General features: G+C 46.3%; 12 protein-coding genes. All 12 read left to right on the forward strand.

Annotated elements, in window-relative coordinates; translation table 11 throughout:
- Positions 1-19: 19 nt before the first annotated feature.
- Positions 20-2,098 carry an elongation factor G gene (fusA, locus tag AC2EXB_RS00620; protein WP_235197805.1) on the forward strand — a complete coding sequence of 693 codons (2,079 nt, stop codon included), beginning with the start codon at positions 20-22 and terminating at the stop codon, positions 2,096-2,098.
- Positions 2,099-2,214: 116 nt separating this feature from the next.
- Positions 2,215-3,402, forward strand: coding sequence for an elongation factor Tu (gene tuf, locus AC2EXB_RS00625; protein ID WP_483602980.1), 1,188 nt, complete (start codon positions 2,215-2,217; stop codon positions 3,400-3,402).
- Between the two features lie 534 nt (positions 3,403-3,936).
- Positions 3,937-4,836 (forward strand): branched-chain-amino-acid transaminase, encoded by a 900-nt coding sequence (gene ilvE / locus AC2EXB_RS00630; protein ID WP_052654708.1) that lies wholly within the window; start codon positions 3,937-3,939, stop codon positions 4,834-4,836.
- A 48-nt stretch (positions 4,837-4,884) separates the two neighbouring features.
- Positions 4,885-5,013 carry a hypothetical protein gene (locus AC2EXB_RS00635; RefSeq protein WP_285835976.1) on the forward strand — a complete coding sequence of 43 codons (129 nt, stop codon included), beginning with the start codon at positions 4,885-4,887 and terminating at the stop codon, positions 5,011-5,013.
- Between the two features lie 174 nt (positions 5,014-5,187).
- Complete coding sequence (ilvB, locus tag AC2EXB_RS00640) at positions 5,188-6,915, forward strand: biosynthetic-type acetolactate synthase large subunit (RefSeq protein ID WP_483602982.1); 1,728 nt, start codon at positions 5,188-5,190, stop codon at positions 6,913-6,915.
- Positions 6,912-7,424: an acetolactate synthase small subunit gene (ilvN, locus tag AC2EXB_RS00645; RefSeq protein WP_052654169.1), complete on the forward strand. Its 513-nt coding sequence runs from the start codon at positions 6,912-6,914 to the stop codon at positions 7,422-7,424. Before ilvB ends, ilvN begins: the two co-directional genes overlap by 4 nt.
- 29 nt (positions 7,425-7,453) lie before the next feature.
- Positions 7,454-8,488 (forward strand): ketol-acid reductoisomerase, encoded by a 1,035-nt coding sequence (gene ilvC / locus AC2EXB_RS00650; RefSeq protein WP_235197807.1) that lies wholly within the window; start codon positions 7,454-7,456, stop codon positions 8,486-8,488.
- Positions 8,475-10,016 carry a 2-isopropylmalate synthase gene (locus AC2EXB_RS00655; protein WP_483602985.1) on the forward strand — a complete coding sequence of 514 codons (1,542 nt, stop codon included), beginning with the start codon at positions 8,475-8,477 and terminating at the stop codon, positions 10,014-10,016. The genes ilvC and AC2EXB_RS00655 overlap by 14 nt, the downstream gene beginning before the upstream one ends.
- A gap of 30 nt (positions 10,017-10,046) precedes the next feature.
- Complete coding sequence (leuB, locus tag AC2EXB_RS00660) at positions 10,047-11,147, forward strand: 3-isopropylmalate dehydrogenase (protein ID WP_483602987.1); 1,101 nt, start codon at positions 10,047-10,049, stop codon at positions 11,145-11,147.
- Between the two features lie 18 nt (positions 11,148-11,165).
- On the forward strand, positions 11,166-12,584 hold the full coding sequence (gene leuC, locus AC2EXB_RS00665; RefSeq protein WP_483602989.1) for a 3-isopropylmalate dehydratase large subunit: 1,419 nt from the start codon (positions 11,166-11,168) through the stop codon (positions 12,582-12,584).
- A gap of 19 nt (positions 12,585-12,603) precedes the next feature.
- Positions 12,604-13,194: a 3-isopropylmalate dehydratase small subunit gene (leuD, locus tag AC2EXB_RS00670; RefSeq protein WP_483602991.1), complete on the forward strand. Its 591-nt coding sequence runs from the start codon at positions 12,604-12,606 to the stop codon at positions 13,192-13,194.
- Between the two features lie 234 nt (positions 13,195-13,428).
- Entirely contained in the window at positions 13,429-14,754 is a 1,326-nt protein-coding gene (locus AC2EXB_RS00675; RefSeq protein WP_483602993.1) for a Na+/H+ antiporter family protein, read from the forward strand.
- Positions 14,755-14,789 lie beyond the last annotated feature (35 nt).

The raw sequence follows: 14,789 nt of genomic DNA on the forward strand, positions 1-14,789 counted from the left end.
ACGGAAGGAGAAAAACAACATGGCTAGAGAGTTCTCCTTAGACAAAACACGTAATATCGGAATCATGGCACACATTGATGCCGGTAAAACGACTACTACGGAGCGTATTTTGTACTACACAGGTAAAATCCACAAAATCGGAGAAACACATGAAGGTGCTTCTCAAATGGACTGGATGGAGCAAGAGCAAGAGCGTGGAATCACGATCACTTCTGCTGCGACAACTGCTGCATGGAAAAACCACCGTGTTAATATCATCGATACTCCTGGACACGTAGACTTCACTGTTGAAGTTGAACGTTCACTACGAGTACTTGATGGTGCGGTAACGGTTCTTGATGCACAATCAGGTGTTGAACCTCAAACTGAAACAGTTTGGCGTCAAGCAACAACATATGGCGTGCCACGTGTTGTGTTTGTCAACAAAATGGATAAAATCGGAGCTGACTTCCTATATTCTGTAGGAACATTGCATGACCGCCTACAAGCGAATGCACACCCGATCCAATTGCCAATCGGTGCTGAAGACGAATTTTCAGGGATCATTGATCTTGTAGAAATGAAAGCGCGCTTCTATGCAAACGATTTGGGAACTGATATTACTGAGGGAGATATTCCTGAAACTCATCGTGAACTTGCTGAGGAATGGCGCACTAAATTAGTGGAAGCTGTTGCTGAGCTTGACGAAGAATTGATGGAAAAATATCTTGGTGGGGAAGAACTCACAGTTGATGAACTTAAAGCGGCTATCCGTAAAGGAACTTTAGACGTTGAGTTTTATCCTGTGGTTTGCGGAACTGCTTTCAAAAACAAAGGTGTTCAGTTAATGCTTGATGCAGTAATTGATTACCTACCATCACCATTGGATGTACCTCCAATGACTGGTGTACTTCCGGATTCTGATGAAGAAGTATTGCGTAAACCTAGCGAAGACGAGCCGTTCTCAGCGCTAGCGTTTAAGGTAATGACAGATCCATACGTAGGGAAATTAACATTCTTCCGCGTATACTCTGGTACTTTGAAATCAGGTTCTTACGTACAAAACTCTTCTAAAGGCAAGCGTGAGCGCGTTGGACGTATCCTTCAAATGCACGCAAACTCCCGTGAAGAGATCTCTGAAGTATATTGCGGAGATATCGCTGCTGCAATCGGCTTAAAAGATACTTCAACTGGAGATACATTGAGTGATGAGAAACACCAAGTAATCCTTGAGCGCATGGTGTTCCCAGAACCAGTTATCTCATTGTCAGTTGAGCCGAAATCAAAAGCGGACCAAGACAAAATGGGTCAAGCCCTTGCTAAATTGCAAGAAGAGGATCCAACATTCCGTGCGCATACAGATCAGGAAACTGGTCAAACGATCATCGCAGGTATGGGTGAACTTCACCTTGATATCCTAGTTGACCGTATGCGCCGTGAGTTCAACGTTGAAGCTAACGTAGGGGCGCCTCAGGTATCTTACCGTGAGACATTCCGCAGTTCAGCTCAAGTTGAAGGTAAATTTGTACGCCAATCTGGTGGTCGCGGACAATTCGGACACGTTTGGATCGAGTTCTCTCCAAACGAAGAAGGAGCAGGTTTTGAGTTTGAAAATGCTATCGTTGGTGGTGTTGTTCCACGTGAATACATCCCAGCTGTTGAAGCGGGTCTTCGTGACTCTCTAGACAACGGTGTTATCGCCGGATATCCATTGATCGACATCAAAGCTAAATTGTTTGATGGATCTTACCACGATGTTGACTCGAACGAAATGGCATTTAAAGTAGCTGCATCTATGGCTCTTAAAAACGCTATCTCTAAGGTTAACCCTGTAATTCTTGAGCCTATTATGCGCGTTGAGGTTGTTATCCCTGAGGAATACCTTGGAGATATCATGGGTGACATTACGTCACGCCGCGGCCGTGTAGAAGGTATGGACGCTCGCGGAAACGCACAAGTTGTCCGTGCTATGGTTCCTCTTGCAGAAATGTTTGGTTATGCAACTTCATTGCGTTCTAATACGCAAGGCCGTGGTGTGTTCTCAATGCACTTCGATCACTATGAAGAAGTACCAAAATCAATTTCTGAAGAAATTATCAAAAAAAATAAAGGTCAATAATTGAATTTTGATCTTTAATAAAGTATAAATAGTTTGTATGCCTGGAATAATAGGGCCCTATTATTCCAGGCACTTCAAACGACCAATTAACTTATATTTCGAGGAGGATTTTTCTAATGGGAAAAGCTAAATTTGATCGCTCTAAAACACATGCGAATATTGGTACAATCGGTCACGTTGACCATGGTAAAACAACTTTAACTGCTGCAATCGCTACAGTACTTGCTAAAGCATCAGGCGGGGAAGCTCGTTCTTACGACCAAATCGATAACGCACCTGAAGAAAAAGAACGCGGTATCACTATCAATACTTCACACGTTGAGTACGAAACTGCTACTCGCCACTATGCACACGTTGACTGCCCAGGACACGCTGACTATGTTAAAAACATGATCACTGGTGCTGCGCAAATGGACGGCGGGATCCTAGTAGTATCTGCTGCTGACGGCCCAATGCCACAAACTCGTGAGCACATCCTTTTGTCTAAACAAGTAGGTGTTCCATACCTAGTTGTATTCATGAACAAATGTGATATGGTTGACGACGAAGAATTACTAGAATTAGTTGAAATGGAAGTTCGTGATCTTCTTTCTGAATACGATTTCCCTGGCGACGACATTCCTGTAATCAAAGGTTCTGCACTTAAAGCTCTTGAAGGCGAAGCAGAATGGGAAGCAAAAATCATGGAATTGATGGACGCTGTAGATAGCTACATCCCAACTCCAGAACGCCAAACTGACAAACCATTCATGATGCCAGTTGAGGATGTATTCTCAATCACTGGTCGTGGTACAGTTGCAACTGGTCGCGTTGAACGTGGACAAGTTAAAATTGGTGACACTGTTGACATCATCGGTCTTACTGAAGAACCAAAACCTACTACTGTAACAGGTGTAGAAATGTTCCGTAAATTGTTAGACTATGCTGAAGCTGGCGATAACATCGGTGCTCTTCTTCGCGGGGTTTCTCGTGACGACGTTCAACGTGGACAAGTATTGGCTAAACCAGGCACAATCACTCCACACACTGATTTCAAAGCTGAAGTTTATGTTCTTTCAAAAGAAGAGGGTGGACGTCACACTCCATTCTTCTCAAACTACCGTCCTCAGTTCTACTTCCGTACAACTGACGTAACTGGTGTTTGTAACCTTCCTGAAGGCGTAGAAATGGTTATGCCTGGAGATAACGTTGAAATGACGGTATCTCTAATCTCTCCAATCGCTATCGAAGAAGGAACTAAGTTCTCTATCCGTGAGGGTGGACGTACTGTAGGCGCTGGCGTTGTAGCTTCTATCCAGAAGTAATTCGTAAGTGTTTAATCCCTAGCTCATTAAATGAGCTAGGGATTTTTTTGTGGAATAAAAGACAGGTGGCTGATTAGATTTTTCAGGCACTCTCTTTATTTAGAGTTAGGAAGTTAGAAAGGACAACCTATTTACACATTTCTCGTTTGTTTTCTAACTTTTTTCGTCAATTTGAGCCCTCTCTGATAACTTTTTAAATAGATTGATTGATTGGATTTATGGATCATAATTAGTCATTAAAAAAGAATTTCTTATAAGTTAGGAGCAGCAAATAGGCTGCTCTTTTTTTGATTTTATCGCATATGTAATATATTGCGTACAAAAATTTTTCGCTTTTTTAGATTTCTTCAAACCGTTGGTATCACAACAATGTAAACGGATACATAAAAATATAATATTCAAAATAAACTAAAAAGTCGTAAAAAGGCGATTGACAGCCCTTAGAATAGGCGATATGATAACAACAATTTACAAGAAGGAAACAATTATTTGACGTTAAAGTAAACAAAACTTTTTCAGAAAGAAGTGGAAAGCATGGGACAACAAGTTATCTACATGAATGGTGAATTTGTTAAAAAGGAAGATGCGAAAGTTTCGGTTTATGATCATGGATTCTTATATGGAGACGGAGTCTTCGAAGGAATTCGTTCTTACAACGGAAACGTATTCCGGCTAGAGGAACATTTGGAACGCCTTTACGATTCAGCAAAATCAATCATGCTTGAAATTCCACATACTTTTGAAGAAATGACGAGTCTTGTTGTTGAAACGCTCCGGCAAAATCAATTAAAGGATGCTTACATCCGATTGATTGTTTCAAGAGGCGTCGGGAACTTAGGAATTGATCCGCAGACATGTTCTAAACCAAGCGTCATTGTCATTGCAGAAGCTTTGTCCTTGTTTCCAAAAGCATTATATGAAAAAGGCATTGAGATTGTTTCAGTGGCAACCCGAAGAAATCGCTCAGATGTCTTAAGCCCAAAAGTGAAGTCCTTAAATTACATGAATAATATTCTAGTGAAAATCGAAGCTAATCTTGCCGGCGTTTCTGAAGCGCTTATGCTTAATGACCAAGGATATGTTGCCGAAGGATCAGCCGATAATATATTTATCGTTCGAAAGAACAAATTGCTCACACCTCCAGGTTATGTTGGAGCGCTTGAAGGCATTACCCGAAACGCCATCATGGAAGTAGCTGCTGAGAAAGGATATGACATCCAAGAAGGCGTCTTTACAAGACACGATGTATATGTGGCGGACGAAGTATTCTTAACCGGTACTGCAGCAGAAGTGATCGCCGTAGTCAAAGTAGACGGCCGAGTGATTGGAGATGGAACTCCTGGGCCTGTAACGAACGATTTGCTTGGTTCATTCCGAGAACTCGTACAGCAAGATGGAGTAAAAGTTTATTCAGAGCAATTGAATGTCGTTTGATTTTTCTAGACAATTACATAAAACAATTCGATGACGAGGTTAAAGTTAATGGGATTTGTAATCACAGAGAGCCGGTATTGGTGGAAGCCGGCATTACTGCCATTAGCGACATCCCCTCTGAGTGGAGTGCTGAAAGGTTCGAACCGTTTAGGCATTCCCGGTAACTGGTCTGAATAAGTTATCGTTAACAAAGGATAAGTTCAACTTATCCATGAGGCTGCGGTTGCGCAGCGAAATAGGGTGGTACCATGAAGCTTTTTCATCCCTATGCAAAGAACAAGTTTCTTTGTGTAGGGATGAAAAAGCTTTTTTTATTCTACCGAAGACATAATCCAAAAGGAGGCGGAGAGATTGGGAGTAAACGTAGAAGTTGAAGAAAAAACGGAACAAAAACTGAAAGGCAGCGGGGCTGATATCCTGATTCAATCTTTGAAAGAGCAAGGTGTGGATATCATCTTTGGCTACCCAGGAGGAGCGGTGCTGCCGATTTACGATGCTTTGCATAGAAACCCAATCCGGCACGTGCTTGCGCGACATGAGCAAGGCGCGATCCACGCCGCCGAAGGATACGCTCGGGTGTCAGGAAAGCCGGGAGTGGTGATTGCGACCTCAGGGCCGGGAGCGACTAACCTGGTAACGGGAATTGCAGATGCGATGCTGGATTCGCTGCCATTGGTGGTATTTACTGGACAAGTTGCCAGCACCGTCATCGGAACAGATGCTTTCCAAGAAGCCGATATCATCGGCATCACGCAGCCGATCACGAAGCATAATTACCAAGTGAAAAGTGTAGAAGATTTCCCCCGGATTATCAAAGAAGCTTTTTATATCGCTTCCACGGGGCGCCCGGGACCGGTAGTGGTAGATGTTCCGAAAGATATCTCAAACGAATTGTTCAAAGGCACTGAAGAACAGTCGAAAGTAAATCTTCCAGGCTATCAGCCGACGACGCATCCAAATTACCTGCAAATCCAGAAAGCAGTCCAGCTTTTATCAAAAGCCGAAAAACCTTTGATCTTGGCGGGTGCGGGTGTACTTGCAGCGGAAGCAACTGAAGAGCTGAAGGCGTTTATCGAACGGCACCAAATCCCGATTACGAATACTTTGCTCGGGCTTGGAACGATAGAAGGCACTCATCCTTTATTCCTCGGGATGGCTGGAATGCACGGAACATATACCGCGAACACTGCAATTTGCGAATGTGATGTGTTATTGAATATCGGAGCCCGCTTTGATGATCGGCTGACTGGTAACTTAGCCCACTTTGCTCCGAATGCAAAAGTGATTCATGTGGATATCGATCCAGCGGAAATCGGCAAAAATGTGCCGACGGCGATTCCGATTGTGGCAGATGCAAAAGAGGCGCTAAAAGCATTGCTGGAACAGAACTTTGAAACATCAGAGAAAGCGGAATGGCTGGACAAGCTGACCGCGAATTCAGAAGAATATCCGCTTTGCTATAAAACGGGTGAAGAAAAAGGCATTCTCCCTCAACAAGCGATTGAGTTAATCCAGCGATTGACTGATGGAAATGCAGTGGTTACGACAGATGTCGGGCAGCACCAGATGTGGACGGCCCAGTATTATAAGTTCAATCATCCGCATAATTGGGTGACTTCCGGAGGGCTTGGAACGATGGGCTTTGGATTCCCGGCAGCCATCGGAGCACAGCTCGCCAGACCGAATGACCAAGTCATCTCTATTGTTGGAGATGCAGGTTTCCAAATGACGTTGCAGGAATTATCGTTATTGCAAGAATTGAGGCTTCCGGTCAAAATCATCATCTTGAACAATCGAAGCCTCGGGATGGTCCGGCAATGGCAAGAGACTTTCTACGAGGAACGTTATTCTCAATCATTGGTGCACGTACAGCCGGATTTCGTCAAGCTTGCTGAAGCCTACGATGTAAAAGGCTATAAAGTGGAAACGATGGAACAAGCGGAAGTGGTTTTTGCCGAAGCGTTAGCTTCAAATGAACCGGTATTGATCGATTGCAGAGTGGTTCAGATGGAATGCGTTTATCCAATGGTAGCACCAGGCAAGGGGCTGAATGAAATGATAGGAGTGAAAATCGAATGAAACGAGTCATAACAACGACGGTAATCAATCAAAGCGGCGTCTTAAATCGTGTGACTGGGCTTTTGATGAAAAGGCAGTTCAATATCGAAAGCATTTCAGTCGGGCACACCGAGCAGCCCGGAATGTCGAAAATGACCTTTGTCGTAAATGTCGAAGATGAAGGGAAACTGGAGCAGCTGCTAAAACAGCTTCAAAAGCAAATTGACGTGATCAAGGTAAATGATATCACCGACAAAGCGATGGTGATGAGAGAACTCGCGTTAATCAAAGTGGTCACGCCACCGGCTGCGAGAAATGAAATCTACAGTATCGTCGAACCGTTCCGGGCGACGGTAGTGGATATGAGCAAAAACGTCACCACTTTCCAAGTGGCAGGCGATCCCGAGAAAATTGAAGCTTTTATTGATTTAATGCGGCCTTATGGCATCAAGGAGTTAACGAGAACGGGCGTATCCGCGTTTGTCCGTGAAACTCAGAAAACACATACAGCACAACTATCCATTTTATAAAAACCTAAAAATCCGAGGAGGAAATGAAAATGGCGAAAATGTATTATAACCAAGATGTAAACGAGGAAGTACTAAAAGGACAAAAGATCGCAATCATCGGATATGGTTCACAAGGCCATGCACATGCACAAAACTTAAAAGAATCAGGCTTTAACGTAGTCGTCGGGGTAAGACCTGGAAAATCGTTCGAACAGGCAAAAGAAGATGGCATGAATGTAACGACGGTAGCCGAAGCGGCACAGGCAGCAGATGTCATCATGATTTTAGTGCCGGATGAAAAGCAGACGAAAATCTACAACGAAGAAATCAAACCGGCATTGACAGCTGGAAAGTCTTTAGTTTTCGCTCATGGTTTTAACGTCCACTTCAACCAGATCGTTGCACCGGAAGATGTCGATGTGTTCTTAGTAGCACCAAAAGGGCCAGGCCATCTTGTTCGCCGTACATACGAGGCGGGAGCTGGAGTTCCGGCATTGTTCGCTATCCATCAAGATGTTTCGGGGCAAGCCCAGGAAGTGGCACTTGCTTATGCCAAAGGAATCGGGGCTGCACGCGCCGGGGTGCTTGAAACTTCGTTTAAAGAAGAAACGGAAACGGATCTATTCGGAGAACAAGCGGTACTGTGCGGCGGGGTTACATCATTAGTGAAAGCTGGATTTGAAACATTGGTGGAAGCGGGTTATCAGCCGGAAGTTGCTTACTTCGAATGTATGCATGAACTGAAATTGATCGTCGATTTGATGTATGAAGGCGGACTTTCAGGAATGCGCTACTCCATCTCGGATACTGCTCAGTGGGGCGATTTCGTTTCAGGGCCGCGCATTGTGGATGCGGCGACGAAAGAGCGTATGAAAGATGTGTTGACGGATATCCAGACAGGCAAATTCGCGAAAGGCTGGCTGCTTGAGAACCAATTGAACCGCCCTGAGTTTACGGCTATCGAAAAAGCGGAAGAAACGCATCAAATCGAACAAGTCGGCCGCGTGCTTCGTGCGATGATGCCGTTTGTAAATGAAGGCAAAAAGACAAAAACAAAAGAGGTGGTCGCCAGTGCGCAAAATTGACATCTTTGATACAACGCTTCGGGACGGAGAACAGTCGGCTGGGATTAACTTAAATACAGCGGAGAAGATCGAGATTGCCCGCCAGCTGGAACGTTTTGGCGCTACAATCATCGAGTCCGGATTTCCGGCAGCTTCACCCGGTGATTTCGATGCAGTCAAACGCATCGCTGATACAGTGAAGAATTCAATCGTAACGGGCCTTGCCCGTTCGGTTGAAAAAGATATTTCCACTGCGTGGGAAGCGTTAAAAGGCGGCGAACAGCCCCACGTCCATATTTTCCTGGCTACGTCACCGATCCATATGGAACATAAGTTAATGAAAACACCGGAACAAGTGGTTGAGATCGCGGTAGAGTCAGTCAAATACGCCCGCAAATACTTCCCGCTTGTCCAGTGGTCAGCAGAAGATGCTTCGCGTTCAGATCCAGAATTCTTGGCTCATATTATCCGTAAAGTCATCGCGGCTGGAGCGACAACGATCAACCTTCCGGATACGGTCGGATACGCAACGCCAGAAGAATACGGTGCCATGTTCCGCTATATCCAGGAAAATGTAGTCGGCATTGAACATGTAAAACTATCGGCGCATTGCCATAATGATCTCGGGATGGCGACAGCGAATACGTTGGCGGCAATCGAAAACGGAGCGACGCAAATTGAAGGAACGATCAACGGCATTGGAGAACGGGCCGGGAACGTCGCTTTGGAAGAAATTGCAGTAGCTCTGCATATTCGCAATAAAATCTATCAAACTGAAACGGGCATTCAGTTAAAAGAAATCAAACGGACCAGCCAATTGGTCAGCCAATTGACCGGCAGCCTGATCCAGCCCAATAAAGCGGTAGTCGGCAAAAATGCATTTGCCCACGAATCCGGCATCCATCAGGACGGCATGCTGAAAAATCCGTTGACGTATGAAATTATTACGCCGGAATTGATTGGCGATGCATCGACTGAATTGGTGCTTGGCAAACATTCCGGCAGACATGCTTTCAAAGACCGCGCGATTAAAATGGGCTTTGAATTGACGGACGAGAAATTGAATAAAGCTTTTGCGGAGTTCAAGAAATTAGCGGATAGCAAAAAGGAAATTGTGGAAGATGATTTGTTTGTTTTATTGACGGATCAGCAAATCAATGAAAAAGAGGTCGCGGTCTACGAATTGGAAAGTGTGCAAGTGCATTATGGTTCCGTAAATATTCCGACTGCGACGGTATCAGCCACTCATCCGAACGGTGAATTGGTGACAGAAGCAGCAACCGGTGCCGGCTCCGTGGAAGCGATTTTCAACACATTGGAGCGAGTGGTTGCAGGAGAAGTGCATATCTTAGATTACCGCGTCACTTCAATCGGCAAAGGCCGGGACGCACTTGGCGAAGCAGTCGTCAATATGACATATAACGGGGAAACCGTAACAGGCCGCGATGTCGCGCAAGATGTCTTGGAAGCTACAGCGAAAGCCTATTTAAATGCCGTTAACCGCCAATTGGTAAAAGTGGGGCAGAAAGCAAAAGCAGCCGTAGTTTAAACGGATAAATCGAAAGAGGAGGAATTTAAAATGAAAAAAACAATAGCGGTATTGCCAGGAGACGGAATCGGACCAGAAGTAACAGAAGCGGCAGTAAAAGTGCTGCAATCCATTGCAATGCGTTATGGACATACTTTTCATTTGAAGCACGCGTTGATCGGAGGCAGTGCTGTAGATGCGCATGAGACACCGCTTCCGGATGAAACCATCGCAGCATGCGAGGCGAGCGACGCGATTCTCCTTGGTGCTGTCGGAGGTCCGAAATGGGATCAGAAACCTGCGCATCAGCGTCCGGAAAAAGGATTGCTGAATATCCGGAAGCATTTTGATTTATTCGCGAATATCCGCCCGGTCAAAGCTGTGCCTGCGTTGCTTGGCTCTTCTCCATTAAAGGAGGAAGTGGCGAAAGAAGTGGATATGGTGATTGTCCGTGAGTTGACGAGCGGTTTGTATTTTGGGGAACCGAAACGCCGGACAGAAAAAGCAGCGGTGGATACGCTTGTATATACCCGAAAGGAAATCGAGCGGATTGTGGATCAGGCATTTGAAATTGCACGCGGCCGAAGAGGGAAAGTGACGTCGGTCGATAAAGCGAATGTACTGGAGACGAGCAAACTTTGGAGAGAAGTCGTAGAAGAACGCAAGGCATTCTATCCAGATGTTGAAGTGGAGCATATGCTAGTCGATTCAGCTGCGATGAAGTTAATCACCGATCCGCGGGCATTTGATGTCATGGTGACGGAAAATATGTTCGGCGACATCTTGAGCGATGAAGCTTCGGTGATCACGGGGTCACTTGGCATGCTGCCATCCGCAAGTGTACGTTCAGATGGCTTTGGCCTTTACGAACCGGTACACGGATCGGCACCGGACATTGCTGGACAAAATAAAGCCAATCCATCCGCAGCTATTTTGTCAGCGGCGATGATGCTGCGCCATTCGTTCGGAATGCAGACAGAAGCAGCGGCGATTGAAGAAGCTGTCATGAGCGTTTTGGAAGACGGCTATTGCACAGGGGACTTGTCAGGTACAGGAAAGCGCGTCGTTTCAACCGGACGGTTTGTTGAGAAAGTCATCGAAGAGCTAGAGCGCGAATTGGTGTCAGAACACATCATGTATTCATATGTCTAAGTAAGAGGAGCGGTTAAAATGGCAAAAACGATTATTGAAAAGATTTGGGAACAGCATATTGTCTTTGAAGAAGCAGGGAAGCCGGACCTTCTCTATATTGATCTTCATTTATTGCACGAAGTCACTTCTCCTCAGGCGTTTGAAGGGCTGCGGTTGAACGGACGGAAAGTGCGCCGCCCGGATCTATGTTTTGCAACGATGGACCATAACGTGCCGACGCGGAACCGGGAGACGATCACTGATCCGATTTCCCGCAAGCAAATCAAGACTTTGCAGGAGAACTGCGAAGAGTTCGGTGTTCCGCTTGCTGGCATCAATCATCCAGACCAAGGCATCGTACATGTTATCGGACCAGAGCTTGGGTTGACGCAGCCGGGGAAAACGATTGTCTGCGGCGACAGCCATACGTCGACGCACGGTGCTTTTGGGGCGCTTGCTTTCGGGATCGGCACCAGTGAAGTCGAGCATGTGCTTTCCACTCAAACGCTATGGCAATCAAAGCCGAAAACGATGCAGATCCGCATTGACGGAGAACTTGGATTTGGCGTTTCTGCAAAAGATGTGATTTTAGCGATCATTTCAAAATACGGCGTCGATATGGGAACGGGCCATATCGTGGAATATACAGGTGAAGCCATCCGCCGGCTTTCGATGGAAGAGCGCATGACCATTTGCAATATGTCAATTGAAGCGGGAGCTCGTGCCGGTTTGATCAGCCCGGATGAAACGACGATTGAGTACATGAGAGGGCGCAGACATGTGCCGCAAGGAGAGGCGTTTGACAGAGCGGCGGCAGGATGGTTAGCGCTGGCGACAGATGAAGGTGCGGCATACGATGTAACGCGCACCATTCATGCGGATGAAATTTCTCCTTTCGTTACATGGGGCACGAACCCGTCGATGGGATCTGGAATCGCAGAGCACATTCCTTACGCAAAAGACTACAAAGATCCGGCAGATCAGGAAGCGCTCAAACAGGCTTTGGCTTATATGCAGCTTGAAGAAGGTGCACCGTTAGCTTCAATTGAAATCCAGCATGTCTTTATTGGATCTTGTACGAACGCCCGGATCGGGGATTTACGGGCAGCAAGTGAGATCATTGCCGGCAAAAAAGTTCATCCTTCGGTCACGGCGATTGTGGTACCGGGTTCTGAATCGGTTAAGCGGGCTGCAGAGGCGGAAGGGCTGGATCAGATTTTCTTAAAAGCCGGATTTGAATGGCGGGAAACGGGCTGCAGCATGTGCTTGGCGATGAATGATGACGCTGTGCCGGCTGGAGAGCGTTGTGCCTCTACTTCCAACCGGAATTTCGAAGGACGCCAAGGCGCCGGGTCGATGACGCATTTAGTCAGTCCGGTAATGGCAGCGGCAGCAGCGATTGAAGGGCATTTGACCGACGTCCGCAAGTATATGAGAGAACCTGTACCGACAGCGTAAGAGACAAGGAGGCAATAAAATGGAACCGATCAATAAAATCACAAGCGTCATGACCCCGCTTGACCGTAAAAACGTTGATACCGACCAAATTATTTCAAAAGAGTTTCTGAAGCGCATTGAGCGCACCGGTTTCGGCAAGTATTTATTTTACCACTGGCGGTTCCACCCGGATGGCTCGCCGATCCAAGAATTTGTATTGAACGATCCGCGCTTCCAAGGCTCTGAAATTCTTGTTGCGCAAGAGAATTTTGGCTGCGGATCTTCACGTGAACATGCCCCGTGGGCGATTCTTGATTATGGTTTCCGTGTCGTCATTGCACCGAGTTATGCGGATATCTTCTATAATAACTGCGTGAAGAACGGCATTTTGCCGATTCGCTTAGGTGAGCAGGAAGTGGATGAATTGATCCGGAAAGGGCAGCAAGAAGTTTTCCAGTTGGACATCAACTTAGAAGAGCAGACGGTCACAGGCCAAGACGGAAGCCGTTATGCTTTTTCGATTGATCCGTATTGGAAAGAAATGCTGTTAAAAGGATGGGACGAAATCGCATTGACCATCCAGTACGATTCGTATATTGCCGCTTATGAGCAAAAACAACAGCAAGCGTAGCTAATAAAATTGGCTCCAAAAAGACAAATAGTTATACAGTGAAACCCTTCATGAATGGCATGAAGGGTTTTTGTGTGGCCGAAAAAGGGATTACTAAGGTTAATGGGGACCACAAGATTTTCAGATTTTTTCTTCATTAAGGAGTAGAGGCATTTTGTGTTGACAACGCCATCAAAGATTTGTTAATTTAAAGTGTACACTTTAGCGCTTTAGCAAACTAAAGGATATAATGATATGAATGCAGTACTAGTTGCCGTCCTGGTCATGCTTGTATTGAGCTTGCTGCGGGTCAATGTAGTCTTTGCCCTATTGATCGGAGCGCTCGCAGGTGGAGTCAGCGGCGGTTTATCATTTATGGATACCGTGTCATCATTTACCGACGGATTAGGGGCAGGGGCAACCATTGCTCTCAGCTACGCCATGCTCGGCGGATTTGCAGTGGCTATTTCGAGAACGGGAATCCCGGAGCTTCTGGTGGGTAGTGTATTAAAGCTGGTCAATAAAGAAGGAGAAGCAACGCGGCAAAACTTGGCGAAAGCGCTGATCATTTTGGCTTTGCTTGTCATGGCGATCTTTTCCCAAAACCTTATTCCGATCCACATCGCTTTTGTTCCTTTATTGGTTCCGCCGATTTTGCACATTTTGAACGAGCTGCGGATCGATCGCCGCCTGATTGCTTCTGTGCTGACATTCGGTTTGACCGCGCCGTATATTTTATTGCCTTACGGCTTCGGTTTACTGTTCCATGAAATCATTGAAAAGCAAATGGGTCTTGCGGGCTTGCCGATCGATATGGCAGATATTCCGACAGCGATGGCGATTCCGGTAGTGGGCATGGCCATCGGTTTGGCAGTGGCGGTTTTCGTCTCGTACCGCAAACCTCGGGACTATAATGAACCAACTACAAATATTATAGAAGAAACTCCAAACAAAACGGCTTCGAAGAAAGATGTTGTTGTGACGATCCTTGCGCTCGCTGCTGCTCTGTACGGGCAAATTGAAACGGATTCGATGCTCATTGGAGCGCTTGCAGGCATCATCGTCCTTAATCTGTTCGGAGCGATGAAATGGCGCGAAGCGGATGAAGTGCTGACAGCTGGCATGCGGATGATGGCATTCATCGGCTTCGTCATGATTTCAGCGAACGGCTTTGCTTCCGTCATCCAAGCGACGGGAGCGATCGAGCCGCTCGTTGAAAGCGTCGCAGATTTATTTGCAGGCAATAAAGGAATCGCGGCGTTCGTGATGCTGATCGTCGGCTTGGTCGTCACGATGGGCATCGGTTCATCGTTTGCCACCATTCCGATCATTGCAGCCATCTTCGTGCCGCTCAGCATGGAGTTCGGATTTTCAACGATTGCCATCATCGCTTTGATCGGCACAGCGGGTGCGCTTGGAGACGCAGGATCACCGGCATCCGATTCGACGCTCGGACCGACTGCCGGGCTGAACGCGGACGGACAGCATAACCACATCTGGGATACATGCGTTCCAACCTTCATCCATTACAATATTCCGCTCGTAATTTTCGGCTGGATTGCCGTCATGGTACTGGCTTAAGATTAAAATGTTCGGACTATTATCGTATGTGTTGA

The sequence above is a fragment of the Planococcus alkaliphilus genome (assembly GCF_057031095.1).

What these genes read in the sequence shown, in the direction of transcription:
- ilvN (WP_052654169.1), top strand. Translation starts at nt 6,912, where the DNA reads ATGAAACGAGTCATAACAACGACGGTAATCAATCAAAGCGGCGTCTTA.
- leuD (WP_483602991.1), top strand. Translation starts at nt 12,604, where the DNA reads ATGGAACCGATCAATAAAATCACAAGCGTCATGACCCCGCTTGACCGT.
- ilvC (WP_235197807.1), top strand. Translation starts at nt 7,454, where the DNA reads ATGGCGAAAATGTATTATAACCAAGATGTAAACGAGGAAGTACTAAAA.
- leuC (WP_483602989.1), top strand. Translation starts at nt 11,166, where the DNA reads ATGGCAAAAACGATTATTGAAAAGATTTGGGAACAGCATATTGTCTTT.
- AC2EXB_RS00635 (WP_285835976.1), top strand. Translation starts at nt 4,885, where the DNA reads ATGGGATTTGTAATCACAGAGAGCCGGTATTGGTGGAAGCCGGCATTA.
- fusA (WP_235197805.1), top strand. Translation starts at nt 20, where the DNA reads ATGGCTAGAGAGTTCTCCTTAGACAAAACACGTAATATCGGAATCATG.
- ilvE (WP_052654708.1), top strand. Translation starts at nt 3,937, where the DNA reads ATGGGACAACAAGTTATCTACATGAATGGTGAATTTGTTAAAAAGGAA.
- tuf (WP_483602980.1), top strand. Translation starts at nt 2,215, where the DNA reads ATGGGAAAAGCTAAATTTGATCGCTCTAAAACACATGCGAATATTGGT.
- leuB (WP_483602987.1), top strand. Translation starts at nt 10,047, where the DNA reads ATGAAAAAAACAATAGCGGTATTGCCAGGAGACGGAATCGGACCAGAA.
- AC2EXB_RS00675 (WP_483602993.1), top strand. Translation starts at nt 13,429, where the DNA reads ATGAATGCAGTACTAGTTGCCGTCCTGGTCATGCTTGTATTGAGCTTG.